Genomic DNA, 16,887 nt, shown 5'->3' with positions numbered 1-16,887 from the left:
GCACTGGCGGACCTTTCCTCAGGAGGTCGTATGACCTGGCGAACACTCCGAGCGGTGGTGGCGGGCGTGCTGCTGGCCGCCACCGTCCTCCTCGCTCCCGCCGCGAACGCCGCGGCGCCCACGCGAATCATGGCCCTCGGCGACTCGATCACCGGCTCGCCGGGCTGCTGGCGGGCACTGCTCTGGAAACACCTGCAGGACACCGGGCACGCCGACGTCGACTTCGTCGGCTCGCTCCCGGCGCCGGGGTGCGGGTTCACCTACGACGGCGACAACGAGGGTCACGGCGGGATCCTCGCGACGAACATCGTGCGGGACAACCAGCTTCCCGGCTGGCTGTCGTCGGCGCGTCCGGACGTCGTGCTGATGCACCTGGGCACCAACGACGTCTGGAACAACATCCCGGCGCAGACGATCCTCAACGCCTACAGCACGATGCTCGGCCAGATGAGGGCGAGCAACCCGGCGATCAAGCTGATCGTCGCGAAGATCATCCCGATGAACCCGGCGAACTGCTCCGCGTGCGGACAGCGGGTCGTCGACCTGAACGCGGCGATTCCCGGCTGGGCGCAGGCGAACAGCACCGCCGCCTCGCCGATCACCGTCGTCGACCAGTGGACCGGGTTCGACACCGCGGCCGACACCACGGACGGCGTCCACCCCAACAGCACCACCGGCATCCAGAAGATGGAAAGCCGCTGGTACCCCGCGGTGGTCGCGGCGCTGGGCGGCGGCAGCACACCGGCGGTGGGCCTGCACGTCGAGGGCACGCGGGTCGTCGAGGCCAACGGCACCCCGTTCGTGATGCGCGGCGTGAACCACGCCTACGTCTGGTACCCGACCCAGAACAGGGCGTTCGCGGACATGAAGTCCTTCGGCACCAACACGGTCCGGGTCGTGCTCGGCAGCGGCCAGCGGTGGGGACCGACCCCGGCTGCCGAGGTCACGAACGTCATCTCGCTGTGCAAGCAGAACAAGATGATCTGTGTGCTTGAGGTCCACGACACCACGGGCTACGGAGAGCAAAGCGGTGCGGCGACCCTCGACCAGGCGGCGACCTACTGGATCAGCGTGGCGAACGCGCTCAAGGGTCAGGAAGACTATGTCGTCATCAACCTGGGCAACGAGCCGTTCGGCAACAACGCGTCGGTGAGTGCGACCTGGAGGACCGCGACGAGCAGCGCGATCAGCCGCCTGCGCGGCGCGGGGTTGCAGCACCTGCTGATGGCCGACGCGCCGATGTGGGGCCAGGACTGGCAGAACATCATGCGTGACAACGCGGCCGCGGTGCTGAACGCGGATCCGCAGCGCAACACGGTGTTCTCCGTCCACATGTACGGCGTCTACAACACCGCGGCGAAGGTCAACGCTTACTTCGACGCGTTCCAGACCGCCGGCCTGCCACTGGTGGTGGGGGAGTTCGGGCACAACCACTCCGACGGAGACCCGGACGAGGCCACGATCATGGCGCAGGCCCAGGCGCGCGGGCTCGGGTACATCGGCTGGTCGTGGAGCGGCAACAGCAGCGATGTCGCCTACCTCGACATGACCAACTCCTTCAACCCGGCGAGCCTCACGCCGTGGGGTGAGCGGTTCCTCAACGGAGCCAACGGTGTCCGGCAGACGTCGAAGGAGGCCACCATCTTCGGCGGCGGAGGTGGTGGCGACACGACGCCACCGTCCACACCGGGCACTCCGAGCGCATCGGCCGTGACGTCCACCGGTCTCACGCTGACCTGGGCGGCGTCGACGGACAACGTCGGTGTCACCGGCTACGACGTGTTCCGCGCGGTGGGCAGCGGGTCGTTCGCGCTCGTGGGCTCGTCGGCGTCGGCGGCCTACACCGACAGCGGCCTGACCCCGTCGACCACCTACCGCTACCAGGTGCGGGCGAGGGACGCCGCCGGAAACGTCTCGGCGAACTCCGCCATCGGGACGGCGACGACCAGCGCGGGCGGCGGCCCCGGCACCTGCAAGGTCGGGTACTCGCCGCAGAACTGGGGCGGTGGCAACGGGTTCACCGCGAGCGTGACCATCACGAACACGGGCACCAGCGCGGTCGACGGCTGGACCCTGGCCTTCAGCTTCGCGAACGGCCAGAAGGTCACGCTGCCCAGCTGGGGTGCCGCGTGGGCCCAGACCGGCGGCAACGTCACCGCGACCAACCTGACGTGGAACCGCACGCTGGCACCGAACGCGTCGGTGAGCATCGGGTTCAACGGCACGTACAGCGGCTCCAACCCGGCGCCGACGTCGTTCACGCTCAACGGAAGCATCTGCACGACCGGCTGAACGAACACGGACCGGTCCTGGCGACAGGGCCGGTCCCGGGTTCGTTTCCGGCTTCGCCGACCCGGCACATGCCCTCCTTCGTCGGGCGTGTGCCGGACCGAATTTCTGTAGCTGGGTTTTCGTAGGTGGTTGCGGGGCGTGGTCGTTTTGCTTTGTTTGTGTTCTTGTTGCGTGTGTGGTTGCTAGTGGTTGCGTGCCGTGTCGAGAGAGATGGTTGCTATACGGTGCCATAGGGGTTGAGCTGCGGTTTCACCCGATAGTGTGGCACTCTTCGTCTCTTTTTGTTTTTGATCTCGAATAGAATTGGGGTATGGACGTCGTCGAGGTTCTCGATGCTCTCGCCTATCACGAGAAACAGGTCGCCTATCATCAGGCGCAGGGTTTGCGGATTCTCGCGGATTACGTGCTCGCGTGTGAGGGTGAGGAGTTCTTCGACGCTGAGATCGCCGCCGCGATGCACTGGACCTCGGCCTGGACGTCTCACCAGATCGCTATGGCGCTGGATTTGGCCTCGAAGCTGCCGCGCACGCTGGACGCCCTGGAGAAGGGTGAGATCGACCTGTACAAGGCGCGGGTGCTGCACGACTCGACGCTGCCGCTGGCGGCGGATCTGGCGGCGCAGGTGGAGGAGCGGGTGCTGGCCAAGGCCGAGGGCAGGACGGGTGCGCAGGTGCGGCGGCTGGCCAGTCGGGTGGTGATGCGCGTCGACCCGGACGGCCACCGGGACCGGGCGGAGGTCCGCAAGGCCCAGCGCTGCACCGGCATCGACCCGCAGGCCGACCAGATGGCGCGGTTGTGGGCCTACCTGCCGCTGGAGCGGGCGGCGGCGTGCTACGACCGCGTCGACACCATCGCCCGCGGCGTCTATACCGCCGAGGATCCCCGGACGCTGGATCAGGTCCGCGCGGATGTGGTGGCGGATTTGTTGCTGGCCACGCCGGACAAGACCAGCGCGGTGAAGGTCGAGCTGTACGTGACCGTCTCGGCGGCCACCCTGATGGGCTTGTCGGAGCAGCCGGGGGAGTTGGCCGGGTACGGTCCGATCACCGCCGACCTGGCGCGGGAGCTGGCCGCGGACGCGACCTGGCGGCGCCTGCTGACCGATCCGGTCACCGGCGAGGCTCTGGAGTTCGGCACCAGCACCTACCGGCCACCGGCGAAGTTGCGGCGGTTTGTGTGGGTGCGGGATCGGACGTGCCGGTTCCCGGGTTGTATGCGGCCCGCGCACAAGTCCGAGCTCGACCACACGGTGCCGTTCCCGCAAGGGCCGACGTCGGAGGCCAATCTCGGCGCGTTCTGCGGCTACCACCACAAGGTCAAGCACCGCACGGCCTGGGAAGTCGGCCAGCCCACGCCCGGCAGGTTCCAGTTCCGCAGCCCGGCCGGGAAGACCTACCGGCGCGAACCCGAGCCGGTCTTCGACGACCCACCACCGTTCTAGCCCACGGCCACCGGCCACGCCGGGTTGCGATCCCAGGGAAACCTCCGGATCGCAGCCCTCTTCGGCGACCCCTCACCCAAACCGGAAGCCGAACAACCCAGATCCCACAAGGGAAAATCCCCGCCCGTGGCGACCACCTCCGCGACCGGCAGCGGAAATCCCAAGGCGCATCTGTGGAACGCAACCCGCGCCTTGGCGACCACCTACGCGACCGGCAGCCAAAACTCCCAAGGCACATCTCCAAAACGCAACCCGCGCCCTGGTGACCACCCACGCAACCGACGCCTGCCGCACACCACCCGGCCACGCCCCGCAACCACTCACGCAACCCAGCCACAGAAATTCGGTCCGGCACACGCCCGACGAAGGAGGGCATGTGCCGGGTCGGCGAAGCCGCCAAATCCAGGTGTGCGGACAGGCCTGGCCCGCACTTTCGCCCGGTACATCGGTTGGTGATCAATGGGGAGAATTCCGTGCCGTTGCTGGAGAACGAAGTCAGTGCGCGGCTAGGGTCCCTCTGCTCGAGCTGACGAACAGGAGTGCGGATGGAGCGGCGGCACTGGCCGATCGGGTTGGAAGCACTGGCGTACGGCGGTGAGTACACCCCCGAGCAGTGGCCGGAGCCGGTGTGGCAGGAGGACGTCCGCCTCATGCGCGAGGCCGGGGTGACGATGATCGGCATCGGGGCCTTCACGTGGGCACTGCTCGAACCCGAGCCGGGCCGGTACGACTTCGGCTGGCTGGATCGGCTGCTGGACCTGCTGCACGGCAACGGGATCCGCGTCAGCCTCGGCACTCCCGCGGTCGTGCCGCCCGCCTGGTTCTTCGCGAAGTTCCCGATGGCGCTGCCGGTGAGCGGTGACGGCACGGTCTGCCACCACGCGCCCGCCTATCAGCAGGCCGCGGTGTCGATCACCAGGAAGCTGGCCCGTCGTTACGGCGAACATCCCGCGCTGGCGATGTGGAACGTGCACACCGAGCGCGGCGCCTGCGACTGCGATCTCGCGGCGGCCGCGTTCCGCCGCTGGCTGGTCGACCGCTACACGACGGTCAAGGAGCTGAACGAGGCCTGGGGCACCAGCGTGCGGGGGCAGACCTACAACTCTTTCGAGCAGGTGCGGCCACCACGGCTCACGCGCAACCCGGCCCAGCAGCTCGACTGGGTCCGGTTCACCGACGGGGCGATGCTCGCGAACTTCAAACGGGAGCGGGACGTCCTGCGCGAGGCGTCGCCCGGGGTTCCCGTCACCACGACCTTCCACGTGGCGCTGTCCGGGTGCGAGTCGGTCGACTACTGGGCCTGGGCGCGCGAGGTCGACGTCGTCACCAACGGCCACCACCCGGCCGCCGGGGCGGAGCGGCCCCACGTGCACCTCGCGATGGCCGCCGATCTCACGCGCTCGCTGGCGGACGGGCGGCCGTGGCTGTCGCTGGAACGCTCCACGAGCGCGGTGAACGGGCAGCGCACCAGCCTCGCGCACGTCGCCCGCGGCTCGGACGGCGCGATGTTCTCCCGGTGGCGTGCTTCCCGGTTCGGTGCCGAGAAGTTCCACCCGGCGATGCTGCCGCACGCCGGCACGGAGAGCCGGGTCTGGCAGGAGGTCGTGCGGCTCGGCCGGGATCTCGGATTACTCGCCGCACTTCGCGGCAGCCACGTCGAGGCGGACGTCGTGCTGCTGTGGGACTGGCAGTCGTGGTGGGCGCAACGGGGCGCCGAGATCGACGCCCGCGAGCGAGCGGAGGCCTGGTTCGCCGCCACCTACGACCTGCACCTCACCGCCGGCTTCGCCCACCCGGAAGCCGATCTGAGCGGTTGTGCGCTCGTCGTGGTGCCCGCGTTGTACTCCATGACGGAGGCCGCGTCGGCGAACCTGCGCCGTTACGTCGAGGAAGGCGGCGTCCTGGTCGTGTCGTGTTTTTCCGGGATCGTCGACGAGCACGACACCGTCCACGACGGGCCGCATCCCGGCGCGTTGCGGGAGGTGCTGGGCCTGACGGTGGAGGAGTTCACGCCACTGCGCGCGGGCGAACGGGTGCGGCTGGACGGCGGAACGACGGGCGGTGTGTGGGCCGAGGTCGTGACCGCGCGGGGTGCGGCGGCGGTGTGGTCCTATGTGGATGGCCCCGCTGCCGGGTCGCCCGCCGTGACCAGGCATCCGTTCGGGAGGGGCAGCGCCTGGTACGTGTCGACCTGCCTCGGGGAGGACGGGCTCGACGCCGTGCTGCTGGCGGCGTGCGCGGAGGCCGGGATCTCCTCGCGCGACCTGCCCCGTGACGTCGAGGTGGTGGAGCGGGGCAGGCACCTGTTCGCGATCAACCACAGCCGCGGGACCGAGCTGGTCCCGGCGACGGGAACCGAGCTGCTCACCGGTGAGAGCGTGGCCGGTCACCTCACGTTGCCTCCCGGTGCGGGCCGGGTGGTGTTCACGGCGCCTCCGGAAAGCGCTTTCTACCCGAACGAGGTGTGATTCCTTAACAGCCTGTGACGCGGAAATCACAGTTGAGCCGAAACCTCGCGGTGCACGTATTCCCGATCATGCACGGCATGAGCGAGGAGGACGAATGACACACCGCGAAGCCGACAGGCGGAAGTTCCGCCTGATCGCCTCGTTGTCGGCGGTGGCCGTGGTGGCCGCCGGCACCGCCACCGTGGCACTGGCTGCCAAGGACGGCGAGCCGGCACCAGTCAGCGCGTTCGTGCGCATTGAGCAGGTCGGCAAGAACGTCGTCGAGCCGAAGGTGCAGCAGAACGGCGCCAGCGGCGTGTTCACCGTGGACTGCGGCACGAACGAGAACGGCAAGTTCAGCGCGGACAACCCCGTCGCACAGCCGGGTCTGCCCCACGGTGCCCAGCACGTCCACGACTTCGTGGGCAACCTGTCGATCAGCGCGGAGTCGACCGACGACAGCCTGGCCGACTCGGACACCACCTGCAAGAACGGTGACAAGTCCTCCTACTTCTGGCCGGTCGTGCGGATCAACCCGAAGGCCAACCAGAACTCGTCCGGCTCCAACCCGGACAAGGTCAAGGAGGCGGGCGCACCCCACATCGCCTGCCCGTCGGTCTCCGACCGGCTGCCCGCCGTGCCGGAGCGGGCGCGCGAGGAGGTGGACCGCAACCTCGAACTGCTGGACAAGCAGGTCAAGGAAGCCAACGACCGGGTGGCGCGCAACGAGAATCCCGGCGACCCGAACTTCGTCAACAACGCGATCCTCGGCCCGCTGCGCGACAAGCGCGTGGCCACTCTGGACCGCATCGCGATCTCGATCGGCCGCAGCGCGCCGAAGCCGAACCTGACCTCGCTCGCCGAGTGCGAGCTGTTCTTCGGCGCAGGCCATGGCAACAACGGCCAGGCACCGCGCAAGTTCAGCGGTCAGCACGGCGGCTCGGACGAACACGCCGGCCACGGCACCAGCGGCGAGGCTCCGCGCAAGTTCGCGGGCCAGCCGGGCGGTTCCGGTGACGACGCCACGCCGACCGTGAAGTGCCCCTCGGTGCGCGGCGCGCTGGGTGCCGTTCCGGACCAGGCGGTCGCCGAGGTGGACCGCAACCTCGCGTTGCTGGACAAGCAGATCGCGGAGGCCAACCAGCGGATCGTGACCACCAAGGGACAGGGCGGCCCGAACTTCATCAACAACGCCATCCTCGGTCCGTTGAAGGACAAGCGGGTCGCCACGATCGACCGGATGGCGATCGCGATCGGCCGCAACGGGCAGAAGCCGCAGGGGCTGGAGCGCCTGGCGCCCTGCAAGCTCAGCAACGACAACGGCGGCAACAACGGCGGCGGTAACAACAACGGCAACAACAACGGTGGCAACAACGGGGGTAACAACAACGGCGGCGGCAACGCGGGCCTGGCCGTTCCCTCCGGACCGAACCTGGAGCTCGTCGGTAACAACGGCAAGATCGTCCGCCCGGCCCAGGTGAAGATCGAGTACCGCGGCAACGCGACCAGCAAGGTCACCGCCATGCCGAAGTTCCTGAAGATGATCGTCGGTGACGCGAAGCCGACCAGCCGCGGCCCCGCCAACGCTCGCGCCACGTGGACCTGCAGCGGGTTCGAGGACCGGCTGTCGGACAAGTACGTGATCTGCCCGAACGGCAGCAAGGTCATGCGCGTGCACAACTTCGCGAGCTGCTGGGACGGCAAGAACACCGACAGCGCGAACCACCGCGACCACGTCCGGTTCGCGGACCAGAAGACCGGCGCGTGCCCGAAGGGCTTCAAGGCGATCCCGCAGCTGCGGATCAGCATCTCCTACGACATCCCGAAGGACGTTCAGGAGAAGGGGCAGTACCAGCTCGACGCGTTCCCCGAGGAGAACCACAACCCGTTCTCCGACCACAACGACTACGCCAACGTCAACTCCGACGAGACGATGGCGAAGATCGTGAAGTGCGTGAACGAGGGGCGCAAGTGCTCCTGATCGCCTGATCATCGCGCTCGCCACCAACGATGAACGGCGCTTTTGTCCACCTGAAGTGGACAAAAGCGCCGTTCATCGTTTGCCCAGCAGGGGTGGGATTGAAGCGTTTCAACCGGCTGTCCGGTTGTGGACAGGCTTGTGCCTGACGTCTTGACGCGCTGTGCTCGGCACAACGACGCTGGCTGTCGCCTCAGGAATTGAAACGTTTCATCCAGCGACGAAGGTGGAGACGACGTGCGGCGACGGGTGTTCCTGAAGACATCGGCGGTCGGGCTGTCCGCGACGGCGCTGCCGGTCGGGGTGGCGCAGGCCGGGCAGGAGAAGGCGGGTGGGCTGCGGGTGGTGCGAACAACCGTCGAGTACGCGGAGACGTTGCTGGGGACCGACGTCACGGCGCCGCGGCTGGGCTGGGTGCTCGCGGCGGCCGGCACCGGTGCCCGGCAGACGGCCTACCAGGTCGAGGTGGGCACGGCGCCGGGACGGGCGGACGTGTGGCAGTCCGGGCGGGTGAACTCGGACCGGACCACGGGCATCGCCTACGGCGGCAAGGCGCTGAAGCCGCGCACGCGGTACCACTGGCGGGTGCGGGTGTGGGACGGCGCGGGCAAACCCTCCGCGTGGAGCCTGAACGGCTGGTGGGAGACGGCGTTGCTCGGCACGCCGTGGCAGGCGCGGTGGATCGGGGCGCCGGACACGTCGATCGGGTTCACCGGTGCCTCGTGGATCTGGTCGGCCACCATGCCACCGGAGAGCCGGTGGTTCCGCACCCAGGTCGAGCTGCCGGCAGAGGTGGTCCGCGCGAGACTCGTGGCGACCGCGGACGACGACTTCACCTTGTACGTCAACGGGTCTGAGGCGTTGCACGTGCCCGAGCAGACCGACGTGTGGAAGGTCGGTCAGCGCGCCGACGTCACGCGGTTGATCAACGGCAGGCGGATCGTGCTGGCCGCGCGCGCCACGAACAGGTCACCAGGGCCGGCCGGGTTTCTGTTGCGGTTGCTGGTGGATCTGCCCGACGGGCAGCACGAGGTCGTCACCGGGCCCGGCTGGAAGGTGGCCGACTCCGAGCAGACCGGGTGGCAGACACCGGAGTTCGACGACTCGGGGTGGGCGGCCGCCACCGTGCTCGACCCGTACGGGCAAGGGCCGTGGGGGTCGAACGTCACGGTCAAGGAACAGCCAGCGCCCTTGCTGCGCAAGGAGTTCAGTCTGGACAAACCGGTCCGCAGCGCGAGGTTGTACGTCAGCGGGCTCGCCTACCACGAGACCGAGATCAACGGACGGCGCGTTGGCGACCGCGTGCTCGATCCCGGCTTCACCGACTACGACAACACGGTCTTGTACGCGACGCACGACGTCACCGGGCTGGTGCGCGCCGGGCGCAACGCGATCGGGGTGACGCTGGGGCGCGGGTTCTACGGCATGAAGACGCCGAACGTGTGGCGCTGGGAGCGTCCGCCGTGGCACGACGAGCCGAAACTGCTGGCACAGCTGGAGATCGAGCACCCGGACGGCACGCGCACGACGATCGCCTCGGACGAGTCGTGGCGGCTGACCGACGGTCCCACGGTGTCGAACTCGCTCTACACCGGCGAAACCTACGACGCCCGCCTGGCGCCGGAGAACTGGACGAAACCCGGTTTCGACGACAGCAGGTGGCTACCGGCACCGGTGAGACCCGCTCCGAAGGGCACGCTGAAAGCCCAGGAGCACGAACCGATCCGGGTGGTCGAGTCGGTCACACCGTCACTGACGACCGTGAAGCCCGGCGTGTTCGTCGCCGACATGGGCCGCACGATGTCCGGCTGGACGCAGATCACGGTGAACGCGCCCGCCGGAACCGTCGTCCGGCTCAAGCACGGCGAGACGCTGAACGCCGACGGCACCGTGCGCATGGAGAACGGGCACGTCACCGGCGGCCGCATCCAGCTCGACGAGTTCGTCTGCTCGGGACGGCAGGAGACCTGGGAACCGAAGTTCTCCTACAAGGGTTTCCGCTACGTCGAGGTCACCGGCCTCAGCGAGGCGCCGCGGCTGGTCGGCCGCGTCGTCCACTCCGATGTGAGGCAGGCGAGCACGTTCCGGTGCTCGGAGCCGTTGTTCGAGCAGTACGACGCCGCGATGCGCCGCACCGTGCTGAACAATCTGCACGGCATCCCCACCGACACCCCGACGTACGAGAAGAACGGCTGGACCGGGGACGCGCAGGTCGGCGCGCCGTCGATGCTCGCCGAGTTCGGGATGGCGAAGTTCTTCACCAAGTGGCTCGGCGACCTGGCGGACAGCCAGGACGCCACAGGGCAGCTGCCGGTGATCGTGCCGAGCGGCGGCTGGGGCTACCGCGAGCTCGCGCCCGCCCCGGAGTGGACGACGGTGTACCCGTTCGTGCTGCGCGAGATGTACCGGATCTACGGCGACGACCGGCTGCCCGCACAGCACTGGCCGGTGCTCACCCGCTACCTCGACTGGGAGATCGGCAGGCTCCAGAACGGGCTCGCCGTCACCGCGCTGGGCGACTTCCTGTCGCCCAACTCGGGCGGCATTCCACCCGAGGACACCCGGCTCACCGCCACCGCCTACCTCTACCGCTCACTGCTGCACACCGCCGAACTCGGTGACGCGATCGGAAAACCGGTACCGCGGTATCGCGAGGTCGCCGCGAACCTGCTGGCGGAGTTCAACAAGACGTTCCTGAACGGCTACTACCGCACGGCCAAGGACCCCGGCTACCGGCAGACCTCCAACGCGATTCCGCTGGCGTTCGGCATGGTGCCCGCCGGATCCGTCCAGTCGGTGGCGGACCGGCTCGCGGCCGAGGTGAAGGCCAACGGCAACCACGTCAACGTCGGCTGCCTGGGCGCGAGCGTGCTGCTGAAGGCGTTGAGCGACAACGGACACGCCGATGTCGCACACGCCATGGCCACCGAGCGGTCCTACCCGAGCTGGGGACACTGGTTCGCGAACGGCGCCGACACCATGTGGGAGATGTGGGACTCCGGCACGCGTTCACGCAACCACTACTTCAAAGGCACTGTGGCGCAGTGGTTGTACGAGCACGTGGCCGGGCTGGTGCCGGGTGACGCGGGCTACCGGACGTTCACCGTGCGGCCCAACGCCACCACCGGGTTGTCGTGGGCGCGGCTCGAGTTCGAGAGCGTGCGCGGACGCATCGAGGTGGCGTGGGCCAAGGTCGACGGGGTGCTGAGGCTGACCGTCGAGGTGCCGGTGGGCTCCACCGCCGAGGTGCACGTGCCCGGATCGGGAATCAGGACGGTGCCGCACGGACGGTGGACGTTCAACGGAAGAGCTTGAGGGGAACCGCTTCGGCGAGCATGCGGTAGCCCGTGGGGTTGAGGTGGAGGTGGTCTCCGACGTCCGCGGCGGCGACGAGCTGCCGCGGGTTCGCCGGGTCGCGGACGGCGGCGTCGAAGTCGACGACGGCGTCGAACTGGCGGCTGGTGCGGATCCAGCGGTTCACGGTCTGCCGGGACTCCTCGCGGAAGCCCTCGTCGTAGAAGCTGCCGCCGAACGGGGTGATCGTCGCGCCGTACACCTTGATGTCGTGCGCGTGGGCTCGCTCCAAGATCTGCTGGTAGGCGGCGATCAGGTCGTCTGCCAGCTGTTTCTGGGCGGTTTGGGTCGTCGCCGCCGTGCCGATGTCGTTGACGCCCTCGAACAGCAGCAGCCACCGGACGCCGCTCTGCGCCAGCAGGTCGCGGTCGAGCCGGGCCAGCACGCTGGGGCCCAGGCCGTCGTTGAGCACGCGGTTGCCGCCGGCGGCCTGGTTGAGCACCGCGACGTCGCCGCGCAGCCGGTCGAAGAACTGGTCGGGCCAGCGGTTGTTGCCGTTGGTGGTGGAACCGCGGCCGTCGGTCAGCGAGTCGCCGATCAGGACGACGGCCGACGCGGACGAGATCACCTCGATGCCGCTGAAGAAGTACCAGTGGTCGACGGGAGTCGCCCCGGTCAGGTCCGCGTCCTCGGTGTGGTTGCCCGCCAGCAGGTACGACGTCGTGCGCGAGCCGGGGTGCGAGGTGATGTCGTTGGAGGCCTGGCCGCGCGCGAGATAGATCGTGACGGTGAGGATCGATCCCGGCGCCAGCGGGAAGTCCAGCGGATCGGACACCGCCAGCGCACCGCGCGGAACGTCCACTGAGGACCGTCCGGTGAACGTCACGCGTCGCACCGTGTTCGGCTGGATCGCGCTGACGCCCGCGCGGCCGTCCTTCGGCAGCGCGACGGTGACGGCGGTGATCGGCAGCACCGCGCCACCGAACACGTTGGAGAAGCGCAGTCGCATCCGCCGTCCGCCGACCGTGACCCGGACGGTCTGGCGCAGCGTCGCGTCGGCCAGCACCAAGCCGTCCTGGGTGAACGGCGGAGGCGGCATGTTGCCCGGTTCGCACAGCTGCGGCATGGACGTCCAGGTGTTCACCCAGCGGGTGCGCGCGGGAGCGTCAGCTCGCGCGACGGCGGGGGCGAGGACACCTGTGGCGGCCAGACCGAAGAACGAGCGCCTGCGCATCTTCCACACCTTCCGGAAAAGGGGACCGAAAGATCAACCTAGAAGTGCGCGCAAATGAGCGTCAATTGACAAAGCGACGCTAATTCATTTTCGAAAGTTTTCGATATCGAACCGGTTCGCGACCTCACGCCCCGCGGCGCGCCCCGGTGCTCGACCGCAAGGTGATCGACGGCGCGAGCATGCTGTGCCGCGGCGCCGCCGACGGGTCGCCGATCTGCTCCAGCAGCAGGTCGACGGCGAGCCGGGCCATGTCGCCGGCGGGCACGTCCGCGGCCGTCAGCGGCGGGTGGAAGTCCTCGGCGAGCCGGTCGGCGATCACGCCGGTGAGCGAGAAGTCCCTCGGCACGGCGAGCCCCGCGCTGTGCAACGCGCGCTGCACGCCGGGCAGCGCCGCCTCGTTGATCGTCACCGCCGCCGTGACCTCCGGCCAGCGGGCCCTGATGTCCTCGAAGCACGCGACGCCGGCGGCGGGCTCGTCGGCGCAGCACACGGTGTGCGCCTGGATGCCGCACTCCCGCGCGGTCTCGGCGAACGCCGTCGCCGCGCGCAGAGCAGGGCCGTAGCCCGCGGCGACCAGCTCGTCGGAGCGGTTGATCAGCACGACGTCGGAGTGGCCGAGATCGGCGAGGTGCCGCACGCAGCGGGTGATCAGCCCGGCGTAGTCGACGTCGACCCACCACGACGCGGCCGGGTCCTCGACGTGGCCGATCGTCACGAACGGCAGCCCGGCGCTGGTCAGCCGTTCGACTCTCCGGTCCTGCAGCAGGATCTCCATCAGGATCACGCCGTCGACGCGGCGGCCGGTGACGATCCGCTCGAACGACCGGTCGTGGTCACCGCCGCTGGGGGACAGCAGCACGTCGTGGTCGTGGACGGCCGCGGCCTCCACGACACTGGCGACGAACGCCAGCTGGACGTCGGTGAGCCGGGTGCTCGCGGGCGGTATCACCAGCCCGAACGTGCGGGTGCGGCCCTCGGCGAGCGCGCGGGCACTGGCGTTGGGGCGGTAACCGAGCTCCGCGATGACGTCGTTGATCCGCTGGGCGGTCGCCGCGGACACCGGCCGTTTGCCGCTCAGCGCGTACGACACGGTGCTGCGGGACACCCCGGCCCGCTTGGCGATCTCTCCGATGTTCATGCGCGCATCCCGTCTCCGGCCCGCTCGGTGAGAACCGGTTCGACTGTGCGCCATCGTAGAACTTCCCCTCTTGCACGACATCACACGTGGGGTTTACGTTGACGCCGCTCCTCGGCATCGAACCGGTTCGACCTCTTGTCGTCAGCGAAGCCGTCAGGAAGGACCCCCATGTTCCCCGCACCTGTACCCGCACGTCTGCTGGCCGCGCTGGGCCTGGTCGTGTCCGTGGCGGCGTGCTCGTCCACGCCGGCCACCACCGCGACACCGGACACCTTCTCGGTCTGGGACCCGTACCCGCAGTTCACCGCCGAGTCCGAGTGGGTGAAGACGATCGAGAAGTGCGGGACGGAGGCAGGCGTCAAGATCCAGCGTCAGGCCTACGACACCACGGACCTCACCAGCAAGGTCCTGCTCGCCGCGCAGCAACGCACCGCGCCGCAGGTGCTGGTGGTCGACAACCCGGTGGTGTCCACGCTCGTCGAGGCGGGTGTGCTGAAGGCGAACTCGGACGTCGGCCTCGACGCCGCGCAGGTCTCGCCGAACCTGGTGGCCGCGGGGACGGTGGAGGGGCAGACCTACGGCGTGCCGATCGGAGCGAACACCCTGGCCCTCTACTACAACAAGGCGGTGCTGGCCGCCGCCGGTGTCGACCCGGCGTCGGTCAAGGACTGGGACTCGCTGAACGCGGCACTGGCCAAGGTGAAGGCCGCCGGCAAGAAGGGCATCACGTTCTCCGCGATCGGCACCGAGGAGGGCACCTTCCAGTTCCTGCCGTGGTTCTGGGGTGCGGGCGGGAAGCTGACCGACCTGCCGTCGGGCAAGGCCGCGCTGGAGCTGTGGAAGTCCTGGCTCGACAACGGCTACGCGCCGAACTCGGTCGTCAACAACACCCAGACCACGAGCTGGCAGGAGTTCGCCACCGGTGAGTACGCGTTCGCCGAGAACGGCACCTGGCAGCTGGGGAACGCGAAGAAGGCCGGGTTCGAGTACGGCGTGATCCCGGTTCCTGGCCGCACGGGTGGCACCGCGCCCGCACCGACCGGTGGTGAGTTCGTCACGGTTCCCGTGCAGGACAACAAGGACACCGAGGCCAAGGCGGGCCGCATCGCGTCGTGTCTCACCGCGCCGGACAAGGTGCTGGCCGCGGACACCGCGCTGACCTACATCTCGGCCGTGCCTTCCGTGCAGCAGCAACAGGTCTCGGCCCAGGCGGACCTGGCCGTGTGGGTCGAGGCGGTGAAGAACGCCAAGGGGCGCACCGGCGACAACCTCGGCACGAAGTACCCGAAGATCTCGCAGCCGCTGTGGGGTGCCGTGCAGGCCGCGCTCACCGGTGCCAAGGCGCCGGAAGCGGCGTTGCGGGACGCCCAGGCCGCGGTGAAGTAGGTGCGGGCGAGGCTGGCGGGGTGGGCCTTCCTCGTCCCGCTCGTGGCGTACCTGGTGGGGTGTTACGCGTATCCGCTGTTCACCAACGTCGACCTGAGCATCCGCGGGTACACCGTCCGGTCGTTCGTCCACGGCGGCGCGCCGCTGGTCGGGTTCGCCAACTACGCGGGCGTGTTCGGCGACCCGACCTTCCGCACCGCGCTGGTCAACACCGTCCTGTTCACCCTGGTGTCGCTGTTCTTCCAGTACACGATCGGACTCGCGGCGGCGTTGTTCTTCGCCCGCGGCTTCCGGTTGTCCGCGACGCTGCGCGCGTTGTTCCTCGTGCCGTGGCTGCTGCCGCTGATCGTGTCGGCGTCGACGTGGGCGTGGTTGCTCAACAGCGAGTCGGGGCTCGTCAACGCGGCGCTGAAGGTCGTGGGACTCGGGCCGGTCAACTGGCTGACCTCACCCGACTGGTCGCTCGTGTCGGTGACGATCGCGAACATCTGGATCGGCATCCCGTTCAACCTCGTCGTGCTCTACAGCGGGCTGCAGAACATCCCGCGCGAGGTGCACGAGGCGTCCGCTTTGGACGGTGCGAGCGGCTGGCAGACGTTCTGGCACGTCACGTTCCCGTTGCTGCGCCCGGTCTCCGCGATCACCCTGCTGCTCGGGCTGGTGTACACGCTGAAGGTGTTCGACGTCATCTGGATCATGACGAAGGGCGGGCCGAGCGGGTCGTCCACGACGCTCGCGACCTGGTCCTACGAGCTCGGGTTCGGCAACATGCTGCCGCGCTTCGGGCCCAGCGCGGCCGTCGGCAACGTCCTGATCCTGATCGCGGTGGTCGCCGGATTGCTCTACATCCGCCTCCAGCGCAGGCAGGAGCTCGCATGAGGACCGCGGTCGGCGTGCTGCTGACGGCACTGATGCTGTTCCCCGTCTACTGGATGATCAACGTGTCGCTCACACCGTTGAGCGACATGCGCAAGGCGCCGAGCCTGATCCCGGTCCACCCCACGACGGAGGGCTACGAGCAGGTGCTGCGCGAGCAGATGCCGTACCTCGGCACGAGCCTGCTCGTTGCGCTCGGCACCGTCGTGCTGACCCTCGCGCTGGCGGCACCGGCCGCCTATTCGCTCGCGAAGCTCCGCCCCGCCGGGCGGCGAGCGCTCGGGTTCGTGCTGCTGGTCGCGCAGATGATCCCCGGGATCATCATGGCGCTGGGCTTCTACGGCGTCTACGTCAAGCTCGGCGTCACGAACACCGTGTGGGGACTGGTTCTCGCGGACTCGACCATCGCGGTGCCGTTCGCGGTGCTGATCCTCACCTCGTTCATGGCGTCCGTGCCCGACGAGGTGCTGCAGGCGGCCACGATCGACGGGGCGGGGCCGTGGCGGTCGTTCGTCTCGGTCGTGCTGCCCGCGAGCCGCAACGGCGTGGTGACCGCCGCGCTGTTCTCGTTCCTGTGGGCGTGGTCGGACTTCCTCTTCGCCGCCACGCTCGACTCGGGCGGCCGGCTGCAGCCGCTCACCCTCGGCATCTACCGCTACATCGGCAACAACAACCAGGAGTGGAACTCGATCATGGCCACCGCCGTGGTCGCGTCCGTGCCCGCGACGGTGCTCATCGTGGTGGCCCAGCGCTACGTCGCGGCGGGTGTCACCTCCGGTGCCGTCAAGGACTGAAAGGAAA

The 16,887-nt window shown here is 68.9% G+C and carries 10 protein-coding genes; 8 read left to right on the top strand and 2 right to left on the bottom strand.

Translation table 11 applies throughout. The annotated features are described in order from the left end of the window. Positions 1–30 precede the first annotated feature (30 nt). The 5 genes from IEZ09_RS10255 to IEZ09_RS10235 all read left to right on the top strand — a co-directional run bounded on the left by IEZ09_RS10255 (position 31) and on the right by IEZ09_RS10235 (position 11,473). A complete protein-coding gene (locus tag IEZ09_RS10255; RefSeq protein ID WP_189253387.1) occupies positions 31–2,292 on the top strand; it encodes a cellulase family glycosylhydrolase in 2,262 nt (753 codons plus the stop codon). A 310-nt stretch (positions 2,293–2,602) separates the two neighbouring features. Beyond that, a complete protein-coding gene (locus tag IEZ09_RS10250) occupies positions 2,603–3,733 on the top strand; it encodes an HNH endonuclease signature motif containing protein (protein ID WP_189253386.1) in 1,131 nt (376 codons plus the stop codon). Positions 3,734–4,278: 545 nt separating this feature from the next. After that, complete coding sequence (locus tag IEZ09_RS10245) at positions 4,279–6,201, top strand: beta-galactosidase (RefSeq protein ID WP_189253385.1); 1,923 nt, start codon at positions 4,279–4,281, stop codon at positions 6,199–6,201. A 94-nt stretch (positions 6,202–6,295) separates the two neighbouring features. Next, positions 6,296–8,161, top strand: coding sequence for a DUF1996 domain-containing protein (locus IEZ09_RS10240; RefSeq protein ID WP_189253384.1), 1,866 nt, complete (start codon positions 6,296–6,298; stop codon positions 8,159–8,161). Between the two features lie 234 nt (positions 8,162–8,395). Next, positions 8,396–11,473, top strand: coding sequence for a family 78 glycoside hydrolase catalytic domain (locus IEZ09_RS10235; RefSeq protein ID WP_189253383.1), 3,078 nt, complete (start codon positions 8,396–8,398; stop codon positions 11,471–11,473). Here IEZ09_RS10235 and IEZ09_RS10230 read toward each other — a convergent pair. Both IEZ09_RS10230 and IEZ09_RS10225 read right to left on the bottom strand, forming a co-directional pair. Beyond that, complete coding sequence (locus IEZ09_RS10230; RefSeq protein WP_189253382.1) at positions 11,457–12,686, bottom strand: SGNH/GDSL hydrolase family protein; 1,230 nt, start codon at positions 12,684–12,686, stop codon at positions 11,457–11,459. The two genes, IEZ09_RS10235 and IEZ09_RS10230, sit on opposite strands and share 17 nt — an antisense overlap. 124 nt (positions 12,687–12,810) lie before the next feature. Beyond that, the gene (locus tag IEZ09_RS10225; RefSeq protein ID WP_189253381.1) at positions 12,811–13,824 is read right to left on the bottom strand and encodes a LacI family DNA-binding transcriptional regulator; all 1,014 of its coding nucleotides are present in this window, start codon (positions 13,822–13,824) and stop codon (positions 12,811–12,813) included. Positions 13,825–13,992: 168 nt separating this feature from the next. Here IEZ09_RS10225 and IEZ09_RS10220 point away from each other — a divergent pair, with 168 nt between their 5' ends. Genes IEZ09_RS10220 through IEZ09_RS10210 form a run of 3 tightly spaced genes read left to right on the top strand, consistent with a single transcriptional unit; the run spans position 13,993 to position 16,880 of the window. After that, complete coding sequence (locus IEZ09_RS10220; RefSeq protein ID WP_189253380.1) at positions 13,993–15,210, top strand: sugar ABC transporter substrate-binding protein; 1,218 nt, start codon at positions 13,993–13,995, stop codon at positions 15,208–15,210. Beyond that, complete coding sequence (locus IEZ09_RS10215; RefSeq protein ID WP_189253379.1) at positions 15,211–16,089, top strand: carbohydrate ABC transporter permease; 879 nt, start codon at positions 15,211–15,213, stop codon at positions 16,087–16,089. Further along, positions 16,086–16,880 carry a carbohydrate ABC transporter permease gene (locus tag IEZ09_RS10210; RefSeq protein ID WP_189253378.1) on the top strand — a complete coding sequence of 265 codons (795 nt, stop codon included), beginning with the start codon at positions 16,086–16,088 and terminating at the stop codon, positions 16,878–16,880. The genes IEZ09_RS10215 and IEZ09_RS10210 overlap by 4 nt, the downstream gene beginning before the upstream one ends. Positions 16,881–16,887 lie beyond the last annotated feature (7 nt).

The organism is Lentzea flava (genome assembly GCF_014648475.1).
GTDB lineage: Bacteria > Actinomycetota > Actinomycetes > Mycobacteriales > Pseudonocardiaceae > Lentzea > Lentzea flava.
Note: the sequence above shows the minus strand (reverse complement) of the source record. Positions and strands in the feature narration are given on the sequence as shown.